24 protein-coding genes and 1 tRNA gene are annotated in these 15,720 nt (G+C 61.7%); 2 read left to right on the top strand and 23 right to left on the bottom strand.

The features are described 5' to 3' along the window. Positions 1–5: 5 nt before the first annotated feature. Positions 6–2,330, bottom strand: a complete 2,325-nt coding sequence (locus BLQ85_RS19190) for a bifunctional salicylyl-CoA 5-hydroxylase/oxidoreductase (RefSeq protein WP_074579323.1) — start codon at positions 2,328–2,330, stop codon at positions 6–8. Between the two features lie 278 nt (positions 2,331–2,608). Continuing rightward, on the bottom strand, positions 2,609–3,373 hold the full coding sequence (locus tag BLQ85_RS19185) for a 2OG-Fe dioxygenase family protein (protein WP_074579321.1): 765 nt from the start codon (positions 3,371–3,373) through the stop codon (positions 2,609–2,611). A 145-nt stretch (positions 3,374–3,518) separates the two neighbouring features. On the opposite strand from BLQ85_RS19185, the gene BLQ85_RS19180 reads away from it, so the two are divergent. Continuing rightward, entirely contained in the window at positions 3,519–3,821 is a 303-nt protein-coding gene (locus BLQ85_RS19180; protein WP_074579319.1) for a DUF1840 domain-containing protein, read from the top strand. Positions 3,822–3,942: 121 nt separating this feature from the next. Here BLQ85_RS19180 and BLQ85_RS19175 read toward each other — a convergent pair whose 3' ends face one another. Further along, positions 3,943–4,182, bottom strand: a complete 240-nt coding sequence (locus tag BLQ85_RS19175; RefSeq protein ID WP_175456153.1) for a tetratricopeptide repeat protein — start codon at positions 4,180–4,182, stop codon at positions 3,943–3,945. On the opposite strand from BLQ85_RS19175, the gene BLQ85_RS19170 reads away from it, so the two are divergent. After that, positions 4,163–4,552 (top strand): toxin-activating lysine-acyltransferase, encoded by a 390-nt coding sequence (locus BLQ85_RS19170; protein WP_074579315.1) that lies wholly within the window; start codon positions 4,163–4,165, stop codon positions 4,550–4,552. The two genes, BLQ85_RS19175 and BLQ85_RS19170, sit on opposite strands and share 20 nt — an antisense overlap. Before the next feature lie 125 nt (positions 4,553–4,677). Here BLQ85_RS19170 and BLQ85_RS19165 read toward each other — a convergent pair. The 20 genes from BLQ85_RS19165 to BLQ85_RS19070 all read right to left on the bottom strand — a co-directional run bounded on the left by BLQ85_RS19165 (position 4,678) and on the right by BLQ85_RS19070 (position 15,692). Next, positions 4,678–4,754: transfer RNA gene (locus BLQ85_RS19165), tRNA-Met, on the bottom strand. An 18-nt stretch (positions 4,755–4,772) separates the two neighbouring features. After that, positions 4,773–5,174, bottom strand: a complete 402-nt coding sequence (gene rplQ / locus BLQ85_RS19160) for a 50S ribosomal protein L17 (RefSeq protein WP_007869297.1) — start codon at positions 5,172–5,174, stop codon at positions 4,773–4,775. A 97-nt stretch (positions 5,175–5,271) separates the two neighbouring features. Continuing rightward, a complete protein-coding gene (rpoA, locus tag BLQ85_RS19155) occupies positions 5,272–6,261 on the bottom strand; it encodes a DNA-directed RNA polymerase subunit alpha (RefSeq protein ID WP_007869294.1) in 990 nt (329 codons plus the stop codon). Between the two features lie 94 nt (positions 6,262–6,355). Continuing rightward, positions 6,356–6,979 (bottom strand): 30S ribosomal protein S4, encoded by a 624-nt coding sequence (rpsD, locus tag BLQ85_RS19150; protein WP_007869291.1) that lies wholly within the window; start codon positions 6,977–6,979, stop codon positions 6,356–6,358. Positions 6,980–7,111: 132 nt separating this feature from the next. After that, positions 7,112–7,516: a 30S ribosomal protein S11 gene (gene rpsK, locus BLQ85_RS19145; RefSeq protein WP_007869288.1), complete on the bottom strand. Its 405-nt coding sequence runs from the start codon at positions 7,514–7,516 to the stop codon at positions 7,112–7,114. Between the two features lie 13 nt (positions 7,517–7,529). After that, positions 7,530–7,895, bottom strand: coding sequence for a 30S ribosomal protein S13 (gene rpsM, locus BLQ85_RS19140; protein WP_074579313.1), 366 nt, complete (start codon positions 7,893–7,895; stop codon positions 7,530–7,532). Positions 7,896–7,919: 24 nt separating this feature from the next. Then, on the bottom strand, positions 7,920–8,033 hold the full coding sequence (gene rpmJ / locus BLQ85_RS19135) for a 50S ribosomal protein L36 (protein ID WP_028820150.1): 114 nt from the start codon (positions 8,031–8,033) through the stop codon (positions 7,920–7,922). Positions 8,034–8,063: 30 nt separating this feature from the next. After that, positions 8,064–8,282: a translation initiation factor IF-1 gene (gene infA / locus BLQ85_RS19130; protein ID WP_007869286.1), complete on the bottom strand. Its 219-nt coding sequence runs from the start codon at positions 8,280–8,282 to the stop codon at positions 8,064–8,066. 18 nt (positions 8,283–8,300) lie between these two features. Then, on the bottom strand, positions 8,301–9,620 hold the full coding sequence (gene secY, locus BLQ85_RS19125; protein ID WP_074579312.1) for a preprotein translocase subunit SecY: 1,320 nt from the start codon (positions 9,618–9,620) through the stop codon (positions 8,301–8,303). 20 nt (positions 9,621–9,640) lie between these two features. Next, the gene (gene rplO / locus BLQ85_RS19120) at positions 9,641–10,072 is read right to left on the bottom strand and encodes a 50S ribosomal protein L15 (protein ID WP_007869279.1); all 432 of its coding nucleotides are present in this window, start codon (positions 10,070–10,072) and stop codon (positions 9,641–9,643) included. 13 nt (positions 10,073–10,085) lie between these two features. Beyond that, positions 10,086–10,268 (bottom strand): 50S ribosomal protein L30, encoded by a 183-nt coding sequence (gene rpmD, locus BLQ85_RS19115; RefSeq protein ID WP_007869277.1) that lies wholly within the window; start codon positions 10,266–10,268, stop codon positions 10,086–10,088. 12 nt (positions 10,269–10,280) lie between these two features. Further along, positions 10,281–10,799 carry a 30S ribosomal protein S5 gene (rpsE, locus tag BLQ85_RS19110; protein ID WP_036838811.1) on the bottom strand — a complete coding sequence of 173 codons (519 nt, stop codon included), beginning with the start codon at positions 10,797–10,799 and terminating at the stop codon, positions 10,281–10,283. Between the two features lie 17 nt (positions 10,800–10,816). Continuing rightward, positions 10,817–11,182, bottom strand: a complete 366-nt coding sequence (gene rplR, locus BLQ85_RS19105) for a 50S ribosomal protein L18 (RefSeq protein ID WP_007869273.1) — start codon at positions 11,180–11,182, stop codon at positions 10,817–10,819. 11 nt (positions 11,183–11,193) lie between these two features. Further along, positions 11,194–11,727: a 50S ribosomal protein L6 gene (gene rplF, locus BLQ85_RS19100; protein WP_007869269.1), complete on the bottom strand. Its 534-nt coding sequence runs from the start codon at positions 11,725–11,727 to the stop codon at positions 11,194–11,196. A 24-nt stretch (positions 11,728–11,751) separates the two neighbouring features. Next, complete coding sequence (gene rpsH / locus BLQ85_RS19095; protein ID WP_007869267.1) at positions 11,752–12,147, bottom strand: 30S ribosomal protein S8; 396 nt, start codon at positions 12,145–12,147, stop codon at positions 11,752–11,754. An 18-nt stretch (positions 12,148–12,165) separates the two neighbouring features. Next, positions 12,166–12,471: a 30S ribosomal protein S14 gene (rpsN, locus tag BLQ85_RS19090; protein WP_007869264.1), complete on the bottom strand. Its 306-nt coding sequence runs from the start codon at positions 12,469–12,471 to the stop codon at positions 12,166–12,168. Positions 12,472–12,479: 8 nt separating this feature from the next. Continuing rightward, positions 12,480–13,052 carry a 50S ribosomal protein L5 gene (rplE, locus tag BLQ85_RS19085; protein ID WP_074579309.1) on the bottom strand — a complete coding sequence of 191 codons (573 nt, stop codon included), beginning with the start codon at positions 13,050–13,052 and terminating at the stop codon, positions 12,480–12,482. Position 13,053: 1 nt separating this feature from the next. Beyond that, positions 13,054–13,374: a 50S ribosomal protein L24 gene (gene rplX, locus BLQ85_RS19080; protein ID WP_007869250.1), complete on the bottom strand. Its 321-nt coding sequence runs from the start codon at positions 13,372–13,374 to the stop codon at positions 13,054–13,056. Positions 13,375–13,383: 9 nt separating this feature from the next. Continuing rightward, positions 13,384–13,752: a 50S ribosomal protein L14 gene (rplN, locus tag BLQ85_RS19075; RefSeq protein WP_007869247.1), complete on the bottom strand. Its 369-nt coding sequence runs from the start codon at positions 13,750–13,752 to the stop codon at positions 13,384–13,386. Between the two features lie 350 nt (positions 13,753–14,102). Further along, positions 14,103–15,692: a glycerol-3-phosphate dehydrogenase/oxidase gene (locus tag BLQ85_RS19070; protein WP_074579477.1), complete on the bottom strand. Its 1,590-nt coding sequence runs from the start codon at positions 15,690–15,692 to the stop codon at positions 14,103–14,105. Between the last annotated feature and the right edge of the window lie 28 nt (positions 15,693–15,720).

Below are 15,720 nucleotides of genomic sequence, written 5' to 3'. Positions count from 1 at the left end.
CTTTTTTATTTACCGGCCGCGGGCTGCCCGGCGAGTGCCTGCTGCTTGGCGATTTCGCGGTAGAGCTGGTCGCGCCCGCTCAGGTAAGGCTTGGGCCAGTTCACATGGCGGCTTTGCAGCTTGGCGGCTTCGTGCAGCGTCCAGGCCGGATCGGCCAGGTGCGGGCGGGCGATCGCGCACAGGTCGGCGCGGCCCGCGGCGATGATGCTGTTGACGTGGTCGACTTCCGAGATCGCGCCCACGGCGATGGTCTGTATGCCCACCTCGTTGCGTATGCGGTCGGCAAACGGCGTCTGGTACATGCGGCCGTACACCGGTTTGGCCGCGCGCGTGGTCTGGCCGGAGGATACGTCGATGAAGTCGCAGCCCGCGGCCTTGAACAGACGCGCGATCGCCACCGCGTCGTCGGCCGTGTTGCCGCCCGGCGCCCAGTCGTGCGCCGAGATGCGCACGCTCATGGGCAGGTGGGCAGGCCACACGGCGCGCATGGCGGCGAAGACTTCGAGCGGGAAGCGGCAGCGGTTTTCCAGGCTGCCGCCGTAGTCGTCTGTGCGCTGGTTGGTCAGCGGCGTGATAAAGCTCGACAGCAAATAGCCGTGCGCGCAATGCAGCTCCAGCCAGTCAAAACCGGCTTCGGCCGCATAACGCGTGGACTGCACAAACTCGGCCTTCACGCGGTCCATGTCGGCGCGCGTCATGGCCTGGGGCAGCTGGTTGCCCGGGCCGTAAGCCACGGCGCTGGCCGCCAGCAGCGGCCAGTTGCCGGAAGGCAGCGGCTCGTCGGGCGCTTCCCAGCCCACTTGCGTCGAGCCCTTGGGGCCGCTGTGGCCCAGCTGCATGCCGATTTTGGCGCCCGCGCCCGAAGCATGCACAAAATCCACAATGCGTTTGAAACCCTTGGCCTGCGCCTCGTTCCACAAACCCGGGCAGCCCGGCGTGATGCGGCCTTCAGGGCAAGGCGAGGTCATTTCCACAAACACCAGGCCGGCGCCGCCCAGGGCGCGCGCGCCCAGGTGCACCAGGTGGAAGTCCTGCGGCATGCCGTCCACCGCGCTGTAGGTGGCCATGGGCGAAACGACGATACGGTTTTTCAGATTGAGTTCGCGCACTTTCAGCGGCAGCAGCATGGGCGGCGGCGCGTGCGGAGCATTGCTCTTGGCCAGCCACTGCTCATAGCCTTGCAGCCAGGCGGCGTCGCGCACGCGCAGGTTTTCGTGGCTGATGCGCTGTGAGCGTGTGAGCAGCGAATAGAAGAACTGCTCGGCCTCCATGCCGCTGTAGCGGTCCACGTTCTCGAACCATTCGGTGGAGTTGCGCGCCGCGTTCTGGATCTTGAGCACCTCGACGGAGCGCAGCGCCTCGTAGGCCTGCAGCGCCGCCGTGGCATCGCCGTGCTGGGCGAAGCAGTGGCTCAGCTCTATCGCGTCTTCGAGCGCCAGCTTGGTGCCGCTGCCGATGGAGAAATGCGCGGTATGCGCCGCATCGCCCATCAGCACAATCGGTACCTGTTTGCCGTTGATGTCAGCCTCATGCACCCAGCGCTCGCAAACCACACGCGGAAAGCGTATCCAGATGGCCGAGCCGCGCACATGGGTGGCGTTGTTCATCAGCGCGTTGCCGTCCAGGTATTTGGCGAACAGGCGCTCGCAAAACGCGATGCCGTCCTCCTGGCTCATCTGGTCCAGGCCGTGGGCCTTCCACACGGCCTCGGGCGTCTCGACGATAAAGGTCGAGGTGTTTTCGTCAAACTTGTAGGCATGCGCGGCAAACCAGCCGTGCTCGGTCTGCTCAAAGGCGAAGGTGAAGGCGTCAAAGGTCTTGCGTGTGCCCAGCCAGACAAAACGGCAGGCGCGCAGCTCCACGTCGGGCTTGAAGGTGTCCGCGTAGCGGTTGCGGATGCGGCTGTTCAGGCCGTCGCTGGCGACCACCAGGTCGGCGCCGTACTGCGCCGCGATGGCCTGGTCGTCCTGCACGTCGGTTTCAAACACCAGCGACACGCCCAGCGCCATGCAGCGCTCCTGCAGGATGTTGAGCAGTCGCTTGCGGCCTATGCCGCAGAAGCCGTGGCCGCCCGAGCGCACCGAGCGCCCCTTGAAGAACACCTCCACGTCATCCCAGTGGTTGAAGGCATCGCCTATCAGCTGCGCGCTGACCGGGTCGGCCGCGCGCAGGTTGCCCAGGGTCTGGTCCGACAGCACCACGCCCCAGCCAAAGGTGTCGAACGGCCGGTTGCGCTCGACCACCGTCACCTGGTGGGCCGGGTTCTGCAGCTTCATCAGCAGGGCGAAATACAAACCTGCGGGACCACCGCCCAGGCAAAGAATGTGCATGAAAGCGTACTCTCTGGATTAATCTTGCCTTAATTGTTTAGGTTTAAAGTAAATCCGTCAAGCAGGGTTTTCCGCCCCCTTCCCGGTTGAACCCCCTGAACTCTTAACCCAGCAGGGGCCGCGGAACCGGCTTTGCCGGGCCGCAGGCGCAGCGGCCCCCTCGGGGGGCAGCGAACCACACGAAGTGGGGAGCGTGGGGGCTGAATCTTCACCAGCAGGGGCCGCGGAACCGGCTTTGCCGGGCCGCAGGCGCAGCGGCCCCCTCGGGGGGCAGGGAGCTACACGAAGTGAGCGACCGTGGGGGCCTGGAAGGCCGCTGCGCGGTAAGTGAGCACCAGCGTGTCGCGGAATCCGGCACCCGGCTGATCGTCGGCCGGCAGGATGGGCGTGGTCTCGTGGATCACCCGGGCGTCGTCCAGCAGCAGCGCCGTGAGCGGCTCCCGCATCACAAAACGCACGCCGTGCGGGCCGTTGGCGTCAAACACCCGGGTCTCGCCGCCCTTCACGCCGTGGCGGCCCACCATCATCACCACCACAAAGTCCACGCCGTCGCGGTGCGCGCCCTCGGGTGTGGGCCGGCCCACGCCGCCGGCCGTGTCGATGCGGAACTGGTGCGCCTCGATGTGCCAGCGCTGGGCCGGCTGCACCTGGGCAAACAGCCGGCCCAGGGCGGCGATCAAGTCCGTCCAGGCCGCGGCCGTGGCCACGGCGGGCTCCACCGGCTCGAACCAGCGCTCAAAACCGCCGTGCAGCGCGTTGTAGTCGGTCGGCTGCCAGTGCGCGCGGTGCGGCGTCTGCGTGAGCGTGCCGGCGGCGATCTCCTGCACAAAACACGAGTGCCGGCGCTTGCGGTAATGGCCGCCGTCCTTCAGGTGGGCGTCGGGCGGCAGGCGGTCCCAGGAGGGCACCAGGGCATTCCAGGCCGGCGCCCAGGCGGGGCCCAGCTCCAGCGTGGCCGTCAGCTCGGCCGGGTTCAGCAGGCTCAGGCCGTCCTGGCTGAGCGCCTGGCGGGCCGACTTGGGGACAGTGGCGATATTGAACATAGTCCGCTATTTTGCTTGAGCCCGGCGGGCCGCCCGCGCCCCGCCAGCGGAAACCCCCTGGCGGCCAAAAAGGTGAAACTTACCTACACACAGGCCGCTCAAACCTTTCCATAATGGTCTGTCAGCACAACTTGAGGAGCCATCCATGCTTTACAAATTCAAATCCAAAGACGCCGGCGATGTGATCATGCTCGAAGCCAACGGCCGCAAGGTCCTCGAGATCATCGGCAAGGACCCCGCCCCCAAGGGCATCATCCTGCCCGAGCAGATGCCCGCCGCCATCGCCGCCCTGAAGGAAGCCATCGCGCACGAGGAGGCCCACGACGCCAATGCCGAGGACGGCGTGGTCCCCGGCGACGGCCTGGGCCTGCGCCAGCGCGCCGTGCCCTTTATCGACATGCTGCAGCGCAACCTCAAGGCCGGGCATGAGGTGGTCTGGGGGGTGTAGGCGCCCCGGCCGCCGCGGCGGCCTGACTCTCTCTATATATAGATAGGAATAAAAAAAGCCCTGGTGACAGGGCTTTTTTCATGGGGGGGGTTGTGATGCGCCGTGGCGCGCGGCAGGCAATTTAAATGTCAACCACACCCATCCGCTTCAAGGCATCCTTGGCCGGCTCCAGCCCTTGCAGCGCCGCCTTCTTGTACCAGTCGATGGCGGCCGTCCTGTCCTGGCTGCCGCCCCAGCCGTACTCATAGGCATGGCCCACCTTGTACTGCGACTGCGCAAAACCGGCCGTGGCGGCGGACAGGTGGTAGGCAAAAGCCTTGCGCAGGTCCGCCGGCTGGCTGATGCTGCAGCAGACCGCCAACCGGCACACCCTGCTCAGTGAGCTGGAGTGGCGTGTGATGCCGGCGCTGGTTCTGAACCAGGCCAAGCTGTATTTGAAGGATGAGACGCCCGTGGCCTTTGTTTCCTGGGCTAGATTGAGCGAGGAAGTGGCACAGCGCTACCAGGCCGGGCCGCACCAGCTCAGTATGACCGACTGGGCTTCGGGCGAGCAGATCTGGTTGATTGATGTGTTGACGCCTTATGGCGGCGCGCAGGAAGTGCTCAACAATCTGCGCGAGAAGGTGTTTGCCGGGCAGGTGCTGCGCCAGCTGGTGCCGGCCGGGCCGGCGCAAGTCAGGCTGGTGAGCTGGCCTGCCGCTAATGAGGAAGGCACCTCACGAGATGGATAGGCATGAAAAGCAAAGAGCGTGCTTTTCTCTTCTTTTTTTTCTTTCACGGCGCGCATCAAGAGACACTCAAAAAGAAAATGCGAACCGGAAAGCAAAACGCCTGCATGATGCAGGCGTTTTGGGTTTGGTTGCGCGGGCAAGATTTGAACTTACGACCTTTGGGTTATGAGCCCAACGAGCTACCAGGCTGCTCCACCGCGCGGTATATCTGTATTGTAGCTTACTCTGCCTTGGCCGCGTCAGCGGTAGTGTCTTCCGACACTTCAGGGCGGTCCACCAGTTCGACCAGGGCCATGGGCGCATTGTCGCCAACGCGGAAACCCATCTTCAGGATGCGGGTGTAGCCGCCTGGGCGGGCCTTGTAGCGGGGGCCGATTTCAGCGAACAGCTTGACGACCATGTCGCGGTCGCGCAGGCGGTCGAATGCCAGGCGCTTGTTGGCCAGGGTGGGTTCCTTGCCCAGGGTAATCATGGGCTCGACCACGCGGCGCAGTTCCTTGGCCTTGGGCAGGGTGGTCTTGATGACTTCGTGCTGCAGCAGCGAGTTCATCATGTTGCGCAGCATGGCGAGGCGGTGCTCGCTGGTGCGGTTGAGTTTACGTAGTCCGTGTCCGTGACGCATGATCAATTTCCTTTTTTAAAATCCGGGCAGCCGTATCAGGTACTGCCCGTGCGAGACCCCTTTGAGGCGGGTCTTGTGGGTTCAACAACTAATTAAATTAACGCTTGTCGAGGCCGGCGGGAGGCCAGCTTTCCAGGCGCATTCCGAGGGTGAGGCCGCGGGAGGCCAGCACTTCCTTGATTTCATTGAGGGATTTACGTCCCAGATTGGGGGTCTTGAGCAGCTCGTTTTCAGTGCGCTGGATCAGGTCGCCAATGTAGTAAATGTTTTCGGCCTTGAGGCAGTTGGCCGAGCGCACGGTGAGTTCGAGCTCGTCGACGGGGCGCAGCAGGATGGGGTCGAACTGCTGCGAGCTGCGCTGAACGGGTGCGTCGAACGCGGCCAGTTCATTGCCTTCGAGCTGCGCGAACACCGCGAGCTGCTCAACCAGGATCTTGGCCGAGGCACGGACGGCGTCTTCCGCGGTCACGGCGCCGTTGGTTTCGATTTCCAGCACGAGCTTGTCGAGGTCGGTGCGCTGCTCAACGCGGGCGCTTTCGACGGTGTAGCTCACGCGCTTGACGGGCGAGAACGAGGCGTCCAGCACGATGCGGCCGATGGATTTCGGCGACTCGTCGCCGTAGCGGCGCTGGTTGCCGGGCACATAGCCGCGGCCGTTTTCAACCTTGATCTGCATGTCGATCTTGCCGCCGTGCGACAGGTTCACGATGACGTGCTCAGGGTTGATGATTTCCACGTCGTGCGGCGTCTGGATGTCGGCGGCGGTGACGGGGCCTTCGCCGTCCTTGCGCAGGCTCAACGTGACTTCGTCGCGGTTGTGGAGCTTGAACACCACACCCTTGAGGTTCAACAGGATGTTGACGACGTCTTCTTGCACACCGTCGATGGACGAGTACTCGTGCAGGACACCCGCGATGGTGACTTCAGTGGCGGCGTGGCCGACCATGGACGACAACAGTACGCGGCGCAGTGCGTTACCCAGCGTGTGGCCGTAGCCGCGCTCGAAGGGCTCCAGAGTCACCTTGGCGCGGTTGGCGCCAAGCTGCTCAACATTGATGGTTTTTGGTTTCAACAAATTGGTCTGCATGCAGTCTTCCTCTCAATACCCTCGGTTCGTTACACCGATAAGGCCGGCGAAGCACACCCTGGCGGCACGGTGCCCCGTGCCGCAGGAACGAAAATTAGCGTGAGTACAACTCGACGATCAACGATTCGTTGATGTCGGCGGCGAACTCATCGCGGTCAGGAACCTTCTTGAAGGTGCCTTCGCCCTTGTCGGCGTTCACATCGACCCAGGCGGGCAGGCCGACCTGTTTTGCGAGCTCGAGGGCTTCGGTGATGCGGGTCTGCTTCTTCGACTTTTCGCGCACGGCGATGACGTCGCCGGTCTTGACCATGTACGAAGGGATGTTGACCGTGCCGCCGTTGACCGTGATGGCCTTGTGTGACACCAACTGGCGTGCTTCAGCGCGGGTCGAGCCGAAGCCCATGCGGTACACCACGTTGTCCAGGCGGCATTCCAGGATGAACAACAGGTTGGCGCCGGTGTTGCCCTTGCGGCGATCGGCTTCTTCGAAGTAGCGGCGGAATTGCTTTTCGAGCACGCCGTACATGCGCTTGACCTTTTGCTTTTCGCGCAGCTGCAGGCCGAAGTCGGAAGTACGGGTACCGGAGGTACGGCCGTGCTGGCCCGGCTTGGAGTCGAATTTGGCCTTGTCGCTGATGGCGCGGCGGGCGCTCTTCAGGAACAGGTCGGTGCCTTCACGGCGGGATAGTTTGGCCTTGGGGCCGAGGTAACGTGCCACTTGAGTGTCCTTTTTTCATCTGCTGCATTTACATGCAGGAGCCGGAGGTCGTGACCTGCCGGCGGTGGGCTTGGTAAAAATGCCTGGTGTCTGACGGGCTAAAACGCCCGCCGGACAGCCAGGCACGGGGGATTAAATGCGGCGGCGCTTTTGCGGGCGGCAGCCGTTGTGCGGAACCGGGGTCACGTCGGCAATGGAATTGATCCGGATGCCGAGTGCGCCCAATGCGCGAACAGACGATTCACGGCCGGGACCAGGACCCTTGATTTCGACGTCAAGGTTCTTGATGCCCTGCTCAATGGCGGCGCGGCCTGCGACTTCCGAAGCGACCTGCGCTGCGAAAGGCGTGGATTTGCGCGAGCCCTTGAAGCCCTGGCCACCGGAGGAAGCCCAGGACAAGGCGTTGCCCTGGCGATCCGTGATGGTGATGATCGTGTTGTTGAAAGAAGCGTGCACGTGGGCGATGCCATCGGCCACGTTCTTGCGAACTTTCTTGCGAACGCGCTGTGCGGCGTTATTGCTTGGTGATTTTGCCATGACGACCTCTCAATTATTTCTTCAAAGCTGCAGCGGCCTTGCGCGGACCCTTGCGGGTGCGGGCGTTGGTCCGGGTGCGCTGGCCGCGCATGGGCAGGCCACGACGGTGGCGGAAGCCGCGGTAGCAGCCGATGTCCATCAGGCGCTTGATGTTCATCGTGGTTTCACGACGCAAGTCACCTTCGATGGTGAACAGGGCGATCTGCTCACGGATTTTTTCCAGGTCGCCGTCGGTCAGGTCTTTGACCTTCTTGGCGTAGGCGATGTCGCATGCTTCGCAAATCTTGCGAGCGCGCGTGCGACCGATGCCAAAGATAGCAGTCAAGCCGATTTCGGCGTGCTGCTGCGGCGGAATATTGATACCAGCGATACGAGCCATGTTCGTCCTCTAAAACTCTTGAAATCAGCCTTGACGCTGTTTGTGGCGCGGGTCCGTGCAGATCACACGGACAACGCCCTTGCGACGGATAACCTTGCAGTTGCGGCAAATCTTCTTGACCGAAGCTGAAACTCTCATTTCTATTACTCCTAAACTTTCACTCTGTGCCTACTTGGCACGGAAAACAATGCGTGCCCGCGATAAATCGTAAGGCGTCAATTCAACCGTCACCTTGTCACCGGGAAGGATGCGGATGTAGTGCATACGCATTTTTCCCGAGATGTGCCCCAGTACCACATGTCCATTTTCAAGCTTCACCCTGAAAGTTGCATTGGGGAGGTTTTCCACAACCTCACCTTGCATCTGGATCACATCGTCTTTAGACATATCCCATCAAATACCCAGTTAACCGCCCAGTGACGTCTTGAAGTTCGCCTTTTTAAGCAACGACTCATACTGTTGCGACATCATGTAGTTCTGCACCTGGGCCATGAAATCCATGGTCACCACGACAATAATCATCAACGACGTGCCGCCGAAATAGAAAGGCACGTTGTATTTCAAAATCAAAAACTCCGGCAGCAGACACACGAATGTGATGTACACCGCACCTGCCAGCGTCAAGCGCACCAGGATTTTGTCAATGTAGCGGGCCGTCTGGTCACCAGGCCGGATGCCGGGAATGAAGGCGCCGCTCTTCTTCAGGTTGTCCGCCGTTTCACGGCTGTTGAACACCAGGGCCGTGTAGAAGAAGCAGAAAAACACAATCGCGCTGGCATACAGCATCACATAGATCGGCTGGCCGGGGGTCAGCGTGCTGGCGACGTCTTTCAACCAGCGCATGCTGTCACCGGCGCTGAACCAGCCCACCACGGTTGCCGGCAGCAGAATGATCGACGAAGCGAAGATCGGAGGGATCACGCCCGCCATGTTCAGCTTCAGCGGCAAGTGCGACGACTGGCCGCCATAGACCTTGTTACCCACCTGGCGCCGCGCGTAATTCACAAGAATCTTGCGCTGCCCGCGCTCCACGAACACCACGAAGTAGGTCACCAGCACAACGACCGCGACGATCACGATCGCCACGACAATGCTCATGGCACCGGTGCGCACCAGCTCCAGCAAGCCGCCCATCGCGTTCGGCAAACCAGCCGCGATACCCGCGAAGATCAGGATCGAGATACCGTTGCCCAAGCCGCGCTCGGTGATCTGCTCGCCCAGCCACATCAGGAACATGGTGCCGGCCGTCAGGCTGAAAACCGCCGTCATGCGGAAACCGAAACCAGGCACCAGGACCAGGCCCGGCGAGCTTTCCAGCGCCACGGCAATGCCCATGGACTGGAACAAGGCCAGGGCCAACGTGCCGTAGCGCGTGTACTGGGTAATCTTGCGGCGGCCGCTTTCACCCTCTTTTTTCATCTGCTCGAACGTCGGAACGACGTAAGTCATCAGTTGCATGATGATCGAGGCGGAGATGTAGGGCATGATGCCCAGGGCAAACACGGTGAATCGCGACAGGGCACCACCCGAGAACATATTGAACAGGTTCAATATGCCGCCTTGCTGGCCCTTGAAAAGCTCTTTCAGCTGGCCAGGATCGATCCCCGGCACCGGGATGTGCGCGCCAATGCGGTACACCACCAGGGCCAGCAGCAAAAACACAAGCCTGTTGCGCAGATCACCGTACTTGCCGGTTTTCGCAATTTGAGCCGAGTTGGTTGCCACTGATTTATCCAGTCAGGTATTTAAGCGATGGAGCCGCCGGCGGCTTCAATCACGGCCTTGGCAGCCGCCGTGGCGGAAATGCCGTTCAGCTTCACAGCCTTGGTCAGTTCGCCGGTCTTGATGACCTTGACGTTCTTGGCCAGCTGGCCCACCAGGCCGGCCGTCTTCAGTGCCAGCAGATCCACTTCGGCCAGGCCGAGCTGCTCCAGCGCGCCGAGGGTGACCTCTGCGTTGAACTTCAGCAGGTGCGACTTGAAGCCGCGCTTGGGCAAGCGACGCTGCATGGGCATTTGACCGCCCTCGAAGCCCACCTTGTGGTAGCCGCCCGCACGGGACTTCTGGCCCTTGTGGCCGCGACCCGACGTTTTGCCCAGGCCGGAGCCGATGCCGCGGCCGACACGGCGCTTGGCATGTTTGGCGCCTTGGCCAGGCTTGATTCCGTTCAATTCCATGATGAGTCTCCGCTCAGACAATCTTGACCAGATAGCTGATCTTGTTGATCATGCCGCGCACTGCGGGCGTGTCCTGCAGTTCGCTGACGCTGTTGACGCCACGCAGGCCCAGACCGCGCACGGTGGCGCGATGCGATTCCTTGGTGCCAATCGGGCTGCGAACCAGCTGGACTTTGAGTTTGGTTTCTTTGGTCATTTCAATGCCGCCTTAACCGAAGATTTCTTCGACAGACTTGCCACGCTTGGCCGCGATTTCCGAGGCGGTCGTGGAGTTGTTCAGTGCATCCATGGTGGCGCGCACCATGTTGTAGGGATTGCTCGAACCATGGCTCTTGGCCACGATGTCGGTAATGCCCATGACTTCGAAAACAGCGCGCATCGGGCCGCCGGCAATGATGCCGGTACCCTTGGGAGCCGGCGCCATCATGACGCTGGCCGCACCGTGGTGGCCGAACACATTGTGGTGAAGGGTGCCGTTCTTCAACGAGACCTTGGTCATGTTGCGGCGCGCTTCTTCCATGGCCTTTTGCACGGCTGCTGGCACTTCTTTCGACTTGCCCTTGCCCATGCCGACGCGGCCGTCACCGTCACCAACCACCGTGAGCGCGGCGAAACCGAGGATACGGCCGCCCTTCACGACTTTGGTCACGCGGTTGACCGCGATCATTTTTTCCTTCAGACCATCGTCTGGAGCGTCGTTGTTCGATTTTGCTTGAAACTTAGCCATACTTAATTCCAGTCTGCTTAGAACTGCAAACCAGCTTCGCGAGCCGCATCAGCCAGCGCTTTGACGCGGCCGTGGTACGCAAAACCGGCGCGATCAAACGCCACTTTTTCTACACCTGCTGCTTTTGCCTTCTCGGCAATACGCTTGCCAATGGCTTGCGCGGCAGCAACGTTTCCGCCTTTACCCGAGGCGCCGATTTCCTTGCGCACTTCGACTTCCGCGGTGGAAGCGGCAGCCAGAACCTTGGTGCCGTCGCCAGAGATAACGCTGGCGTAGATGTGCAGATTGGTGCGGTTGACGGTCAGACGGGCAACGCCTTGCGTGGCAATGCGGATGCGGGTCTGGCGTGAACGACGAAGGCGCTGCTCTTTTTTGGTCAACATGATGCAGCTCCTTATTTCTTCTTGGTTTCTTTGATCGTGATTTTCTCATCCGCATAACGGATGCCCTTGCCCTTGTAAGGCTCGGGAGGACGGACGGCGCGCACTTCGGCGGCGATCTGTCCCACACGCTGGCGATCGGAACCCTTGATCACGACTTCGGTCGGGGTGGGCGTTTCGACCTTGATACCGGCCGGCATGTCCATCACCACCGGATGGGAGTAACCCACCGTCAGGTTCAGCTTGGCGCCCTGGGCCTGGGCCTTGTAACCCACGCCGATCAGGCTGAGCTTCTTCTCGAAGCCCTTGGTCACGCCCGTCACCATGTTGTTCACGAGCTGACGCATCGTGCCGCTCATGGCATTGGCTTCACGCGAATCGTTGGCCGGCGCAAAGGTCAGCTTGCCGGCATCGTTCTTGATGGTGACAAGCGCGTTCTGGGCCAGCGCCAGGGTGCCGAGGGCGCCCTTGACGTTGATCTGGTCGTCTTTCATGGCCACGTCCACGCCCTGAGGGACGGAGACCGGCATTTTTCCTACACGAGACATTTCAGTTTCTCCTCAATGCCGCCGTTAGGCCACGTAGCAAAGCACTTCACCACCGATACCGGTAGCGCGGGCTTTACGATCGGTCATGACGCCTTTCGGGGTCGTGACAATTGCCACACCAAGGCCGTTCATGACCTGGGGGATGGCGCCATGGCCTTTGTAGACGCGAAGACCGGGGCGGCTGACGCGCTCGATGCGCTCAATCACGGGGCGGCCTGCGTAATACTTCAGGGCGATTTCCAGCTGGGACTTGCCTTCGTCGGTCTTGACGGAGAAGCCATCGATGTAGCCCTCATCCTTCAGCACCTGCGCGATGGCAACTTTGACTTTCGACGACGGCACCAGCACAACGGCTTTTTCAACCATTTGTGCATTGCGGATGCGGGTCAACATGTCGGCGATAGGATCACTCATGCTCATTTTGTGGTTCTCCTATGCTTACCAGCTTGCCTTGGTGATACCAGGGATATCACCAGCAAAAGCCAACTCGCGAATCTTGGCGCGAGCCAGGCCGAATTGACGGAACGTACCGCGTGGGCGACCCGTGATCTCGCAGCGGTTGCGCTGGCGAGTCGGGTTGGCGTTGCGGGGCAACTTTTGCAGCTCAAGGCGGGCCAGGGCGCGCTCTTCATCGGAGCGCTTGGCGTCGTTGGACGCAGCCTTGAGTTCAGCGTATTTTTTGGCGAACTTGGCGGCGAGTTTCTCGCGCTTCAGTTCACGTTGCAGTAAAGCTTGTTTTGCCATGTCCCGCCTCAGTTCTTGAACGGAAAACGGAAAGCGGTGAGGAGCGCCTTGCACTCTTCATCGGTCTTTGCCGTGGTGGTGATGCTGATATTGAGACCGCGCAGGGCGTCAACCTTGTCGTACTCGATCTCAGGGAAAATGATCTGCTCTTTCACGCCGATGTTGTAGTTTCCGCGGCCATCGAAGGCCCGGCCGGAAATACCGCGGAAGTCGCGCACGCGGGGCAGGGCCACGGTGACGAAACGATCGAGGAACTCATACATCTTCACGCCGCGCAGGGTCACCATGCAGCCGATGGGCAGGTCTTCGCGGATCTTGAAACCGGCGATAGCCTTCTTGGCCTTGGTCACGACGGGCTTCTGGCCGGCGATCTTGGTCATGTCGCCGACGGCGTTGTCCATGACCTTCTTGTCGGCAACAGCCTCGCTCACACCCATGTTGAGCGTGATCTTGGTGATGCGGGGAACCTGCATGGGCGAGGTGTAGCCGAATTTTTCAACCAGGCTGGGGGCGATTTTTTCGCGGTACTGGGTTTGCAGGCGGGCCTGCAAAGCAGCTGGTGCGGGTGCGGTCTTTGCCATGTTATGCAACCTTGATTTCTTCGCCGCTGGACTTGAAGACGCGCACTTTCTTGCCGTCAGCCAGGAGCTTGATGCCAACGCGATCCGCCTTGCCGGTTGCGGCATTGAAGATTGCCACGTTCGACTGGTGAATCGGCATGCTTTTTTCGACGATGCCGCCGGTGGTGCCCTTGAGGGGGTTGGGCTTGGTGTGTTTCTTCACCAGGTTAATGCCCTCAACCACGACGTGGCTGTCGTCTTTGCGCAGCGAAATCTTGCCGCGCTTGCCTTTGTCGCGACCGGCGATCACGATGATCTCGTCGCCCTTACGAATCTTGTTCATGGCGCGTCCTTACAGAACTTCAGGAGCCAAGGACACGATCTTCATGAACTTTTCAGTGCGCAGTTCGCGCGTCACTGGTCCGAAGATGCGGGTGCCGATAGGCTCCAGCTTGGCGTTAAGCAACACGGCTGCGTTGCCATCGAATTTGACGAGGGAGCCGTCACCGCGGCGGATGCCCTTGGCGGTGCGAACGACCACAGCGCTGTAAACCTCGCCTTTTTTGACGCGGCCACGCGGAGCGGCTTCTTTGATGCTCACCTTGATGACGTCACCAACGCTGGCGTACCGGCGCTTGGAGCCGCCCAGAACCTTGATGCACATCACGGACTTGGCACCCGTGTTGTCAGCAACATCGAGCTTGGATTGCGTTTGAATCATTTAAATGTGTTCCCAACTTGCACCGGAAGGCAATCCCTTGGGATTGCCAGCCAATCAGTCTTGGGCCTGTCGTCCACACCGCAAACCACTTGCGATGCTTCCGTTAGGCAGAATTCCTCGCCTTTTTAGAGCGAAGCCCACGATTATCACTGAATCGCCTGGCAGTGTCAACCGGCTGGTGTGAAAATATCCCAACAGGGCTTTTGCAGACGGGCCTGGCAACCCAAAAATCGCAAAACTGCGGCTGAACCCGGCACGCCAAGGGGTTGAATTTCAGGTATGAAATCTAGCCCAGCATCAGAGCTAGAAAGAAAAGTCCGCTATAAAAAGCGGAGCGATTCAGGACACATTCAATTGGGCAGGCTCAGGTACTGGCCGCAGAGCGCCAAAAATGCGTCCAGCTGCGGATCCACCCCATTTTCCTGCTGCAGCAGGGTCGCCACCTCCGGCGCCAGGGTACGGGCCAGCGCGGCGTCCAGGAACAGCAGCCGCGAACGCCGCGCCAGCACGTCTTCCACCGTGCGCGCATATTCGTGGCGGGCGGCAAAACGCACCATGGCCTCAGTCAGGCCGCCGCCCAGCTCGCGCCCGGCGCCCGGTAGGCTGTCCAGGGAAGCCGCCTCGCTGCCATATAGATGAGGGCCGGGGGCCTCGCTGATCTTATGGCCCGAGTTGTGAGCGCCAACTAACTTCAAGTGCGCGGTGGTGCTGCCGGCCCGCGCGGGCAGCAGCGCCGCGCCAAAACATTTGTCCAGCACGTCTTCCGCCATGGCGCGGTAAGTGGTCCATTTCCCGCCGGTCACCGTGACCAGGCCGCTTTTGCTGACCAGCACCGTATGCTCGCGCGACAGCGCCTGGGTGCTGCCGGCATCGTCGTCCGGCGGCTTGACCAGGGGCCGCAGGCCTACCCAGATGCTCTTGATGTCCGCCGGCCCCGGGGCCCGGCTCAGGTAGCGGGCCGATTCGCGCAGGATGAAATCGACCTCTTCCCGGAAAGGCAGCGGCTCGCGGGCCAGGTCGTGGCGCGGCGTGTCGGTGGTGCCCAAAATGGTTTTGCCCAGCCAAGGCACGGCAAACAGCACCCGGCCGTCGGCCGTCTTGGGCACGAGCAGGGCATGGTCAGTGGGCAGGAACGAGCGGTCCACCACGATATGGACGCCCTGGCTGGGCGCCACCATGGGCTTGGTGTCGCGGCCTATGGCCTGGCCGTCCAGCAGGCGCAGCTGGTCCACCCAGACGCCGGCCGCGTTCACCACGCAGCTCGCGCGGATCTCAAACGTGCGGCCGGTTTCCTGGTCACGCGCATGCAGGCCGGCCAGCTTGCCGCCCTCATGGATCAGGCCGGTGGCCTCGCAGTAATTGACCAGCAGCGCGCCCTGGCTTGCGGCCGTGCGGGCCAGCGCCAGCGCCAGCCGCGCGTCGTCGAACTGGCCGTCCCAGTACTTGACGCCGCCTTTGAGGTCGCGCGGCTGCACCGTCGGCAGGTAAGCCAGGGTTTCCCGGCGATTGAGGAATTCGGTCGCGCCCAGGCCGGCCTTGCCGGCCAGCGCGTCATACATCTTGAGCCCTATGCCGTAGAACGGCGCTTCCCAGAATTTGTAGGAAGGCATGACAAAAGGCAGCGGCTGCGCCAGGTGCGGGGCGTTGGCCAGCAAGGTGGTGCGCTCCAGCAAGGCCTCGCGCACCAGTGAAATATTGCCCTGCGCGAGGTAGCGCACGCCGCCGTGCACCAGCTTGGTGGCGCGTGAGGAGGTGCCCTTGGCAAAGTCGTGCGACTCCACCAGCACCACGGAAAATCCGCGCGCCGCGGCGTCCAGCGCCACGCCCAGGCCGGTGGCGCCGCCGCCGATGATGGCGATGTCGTAGTGGCGAGGCGCGGCCAGGCTGTCCATCAAGTCCTGGCGCCGCGTGGCGGCAGCAGGTGCGAATTCAGTCGACATGGGCTTTGATTCCCGTTCCATACAAACC

The organism is Polaromonas sp. JS666 (assembly GCF_900103405.1).
Classification (GTDB): domain Bacteria; phylum Pseudomonadota; class Gammaproteobacteria; order Burkholderiales; family Burkholderiaceae_C; genus Polaromonas.
Note: the sequence above shows the minus strand (reverse complement) of the source record. Positions and strands in the feature narration are given on the sequence as shown.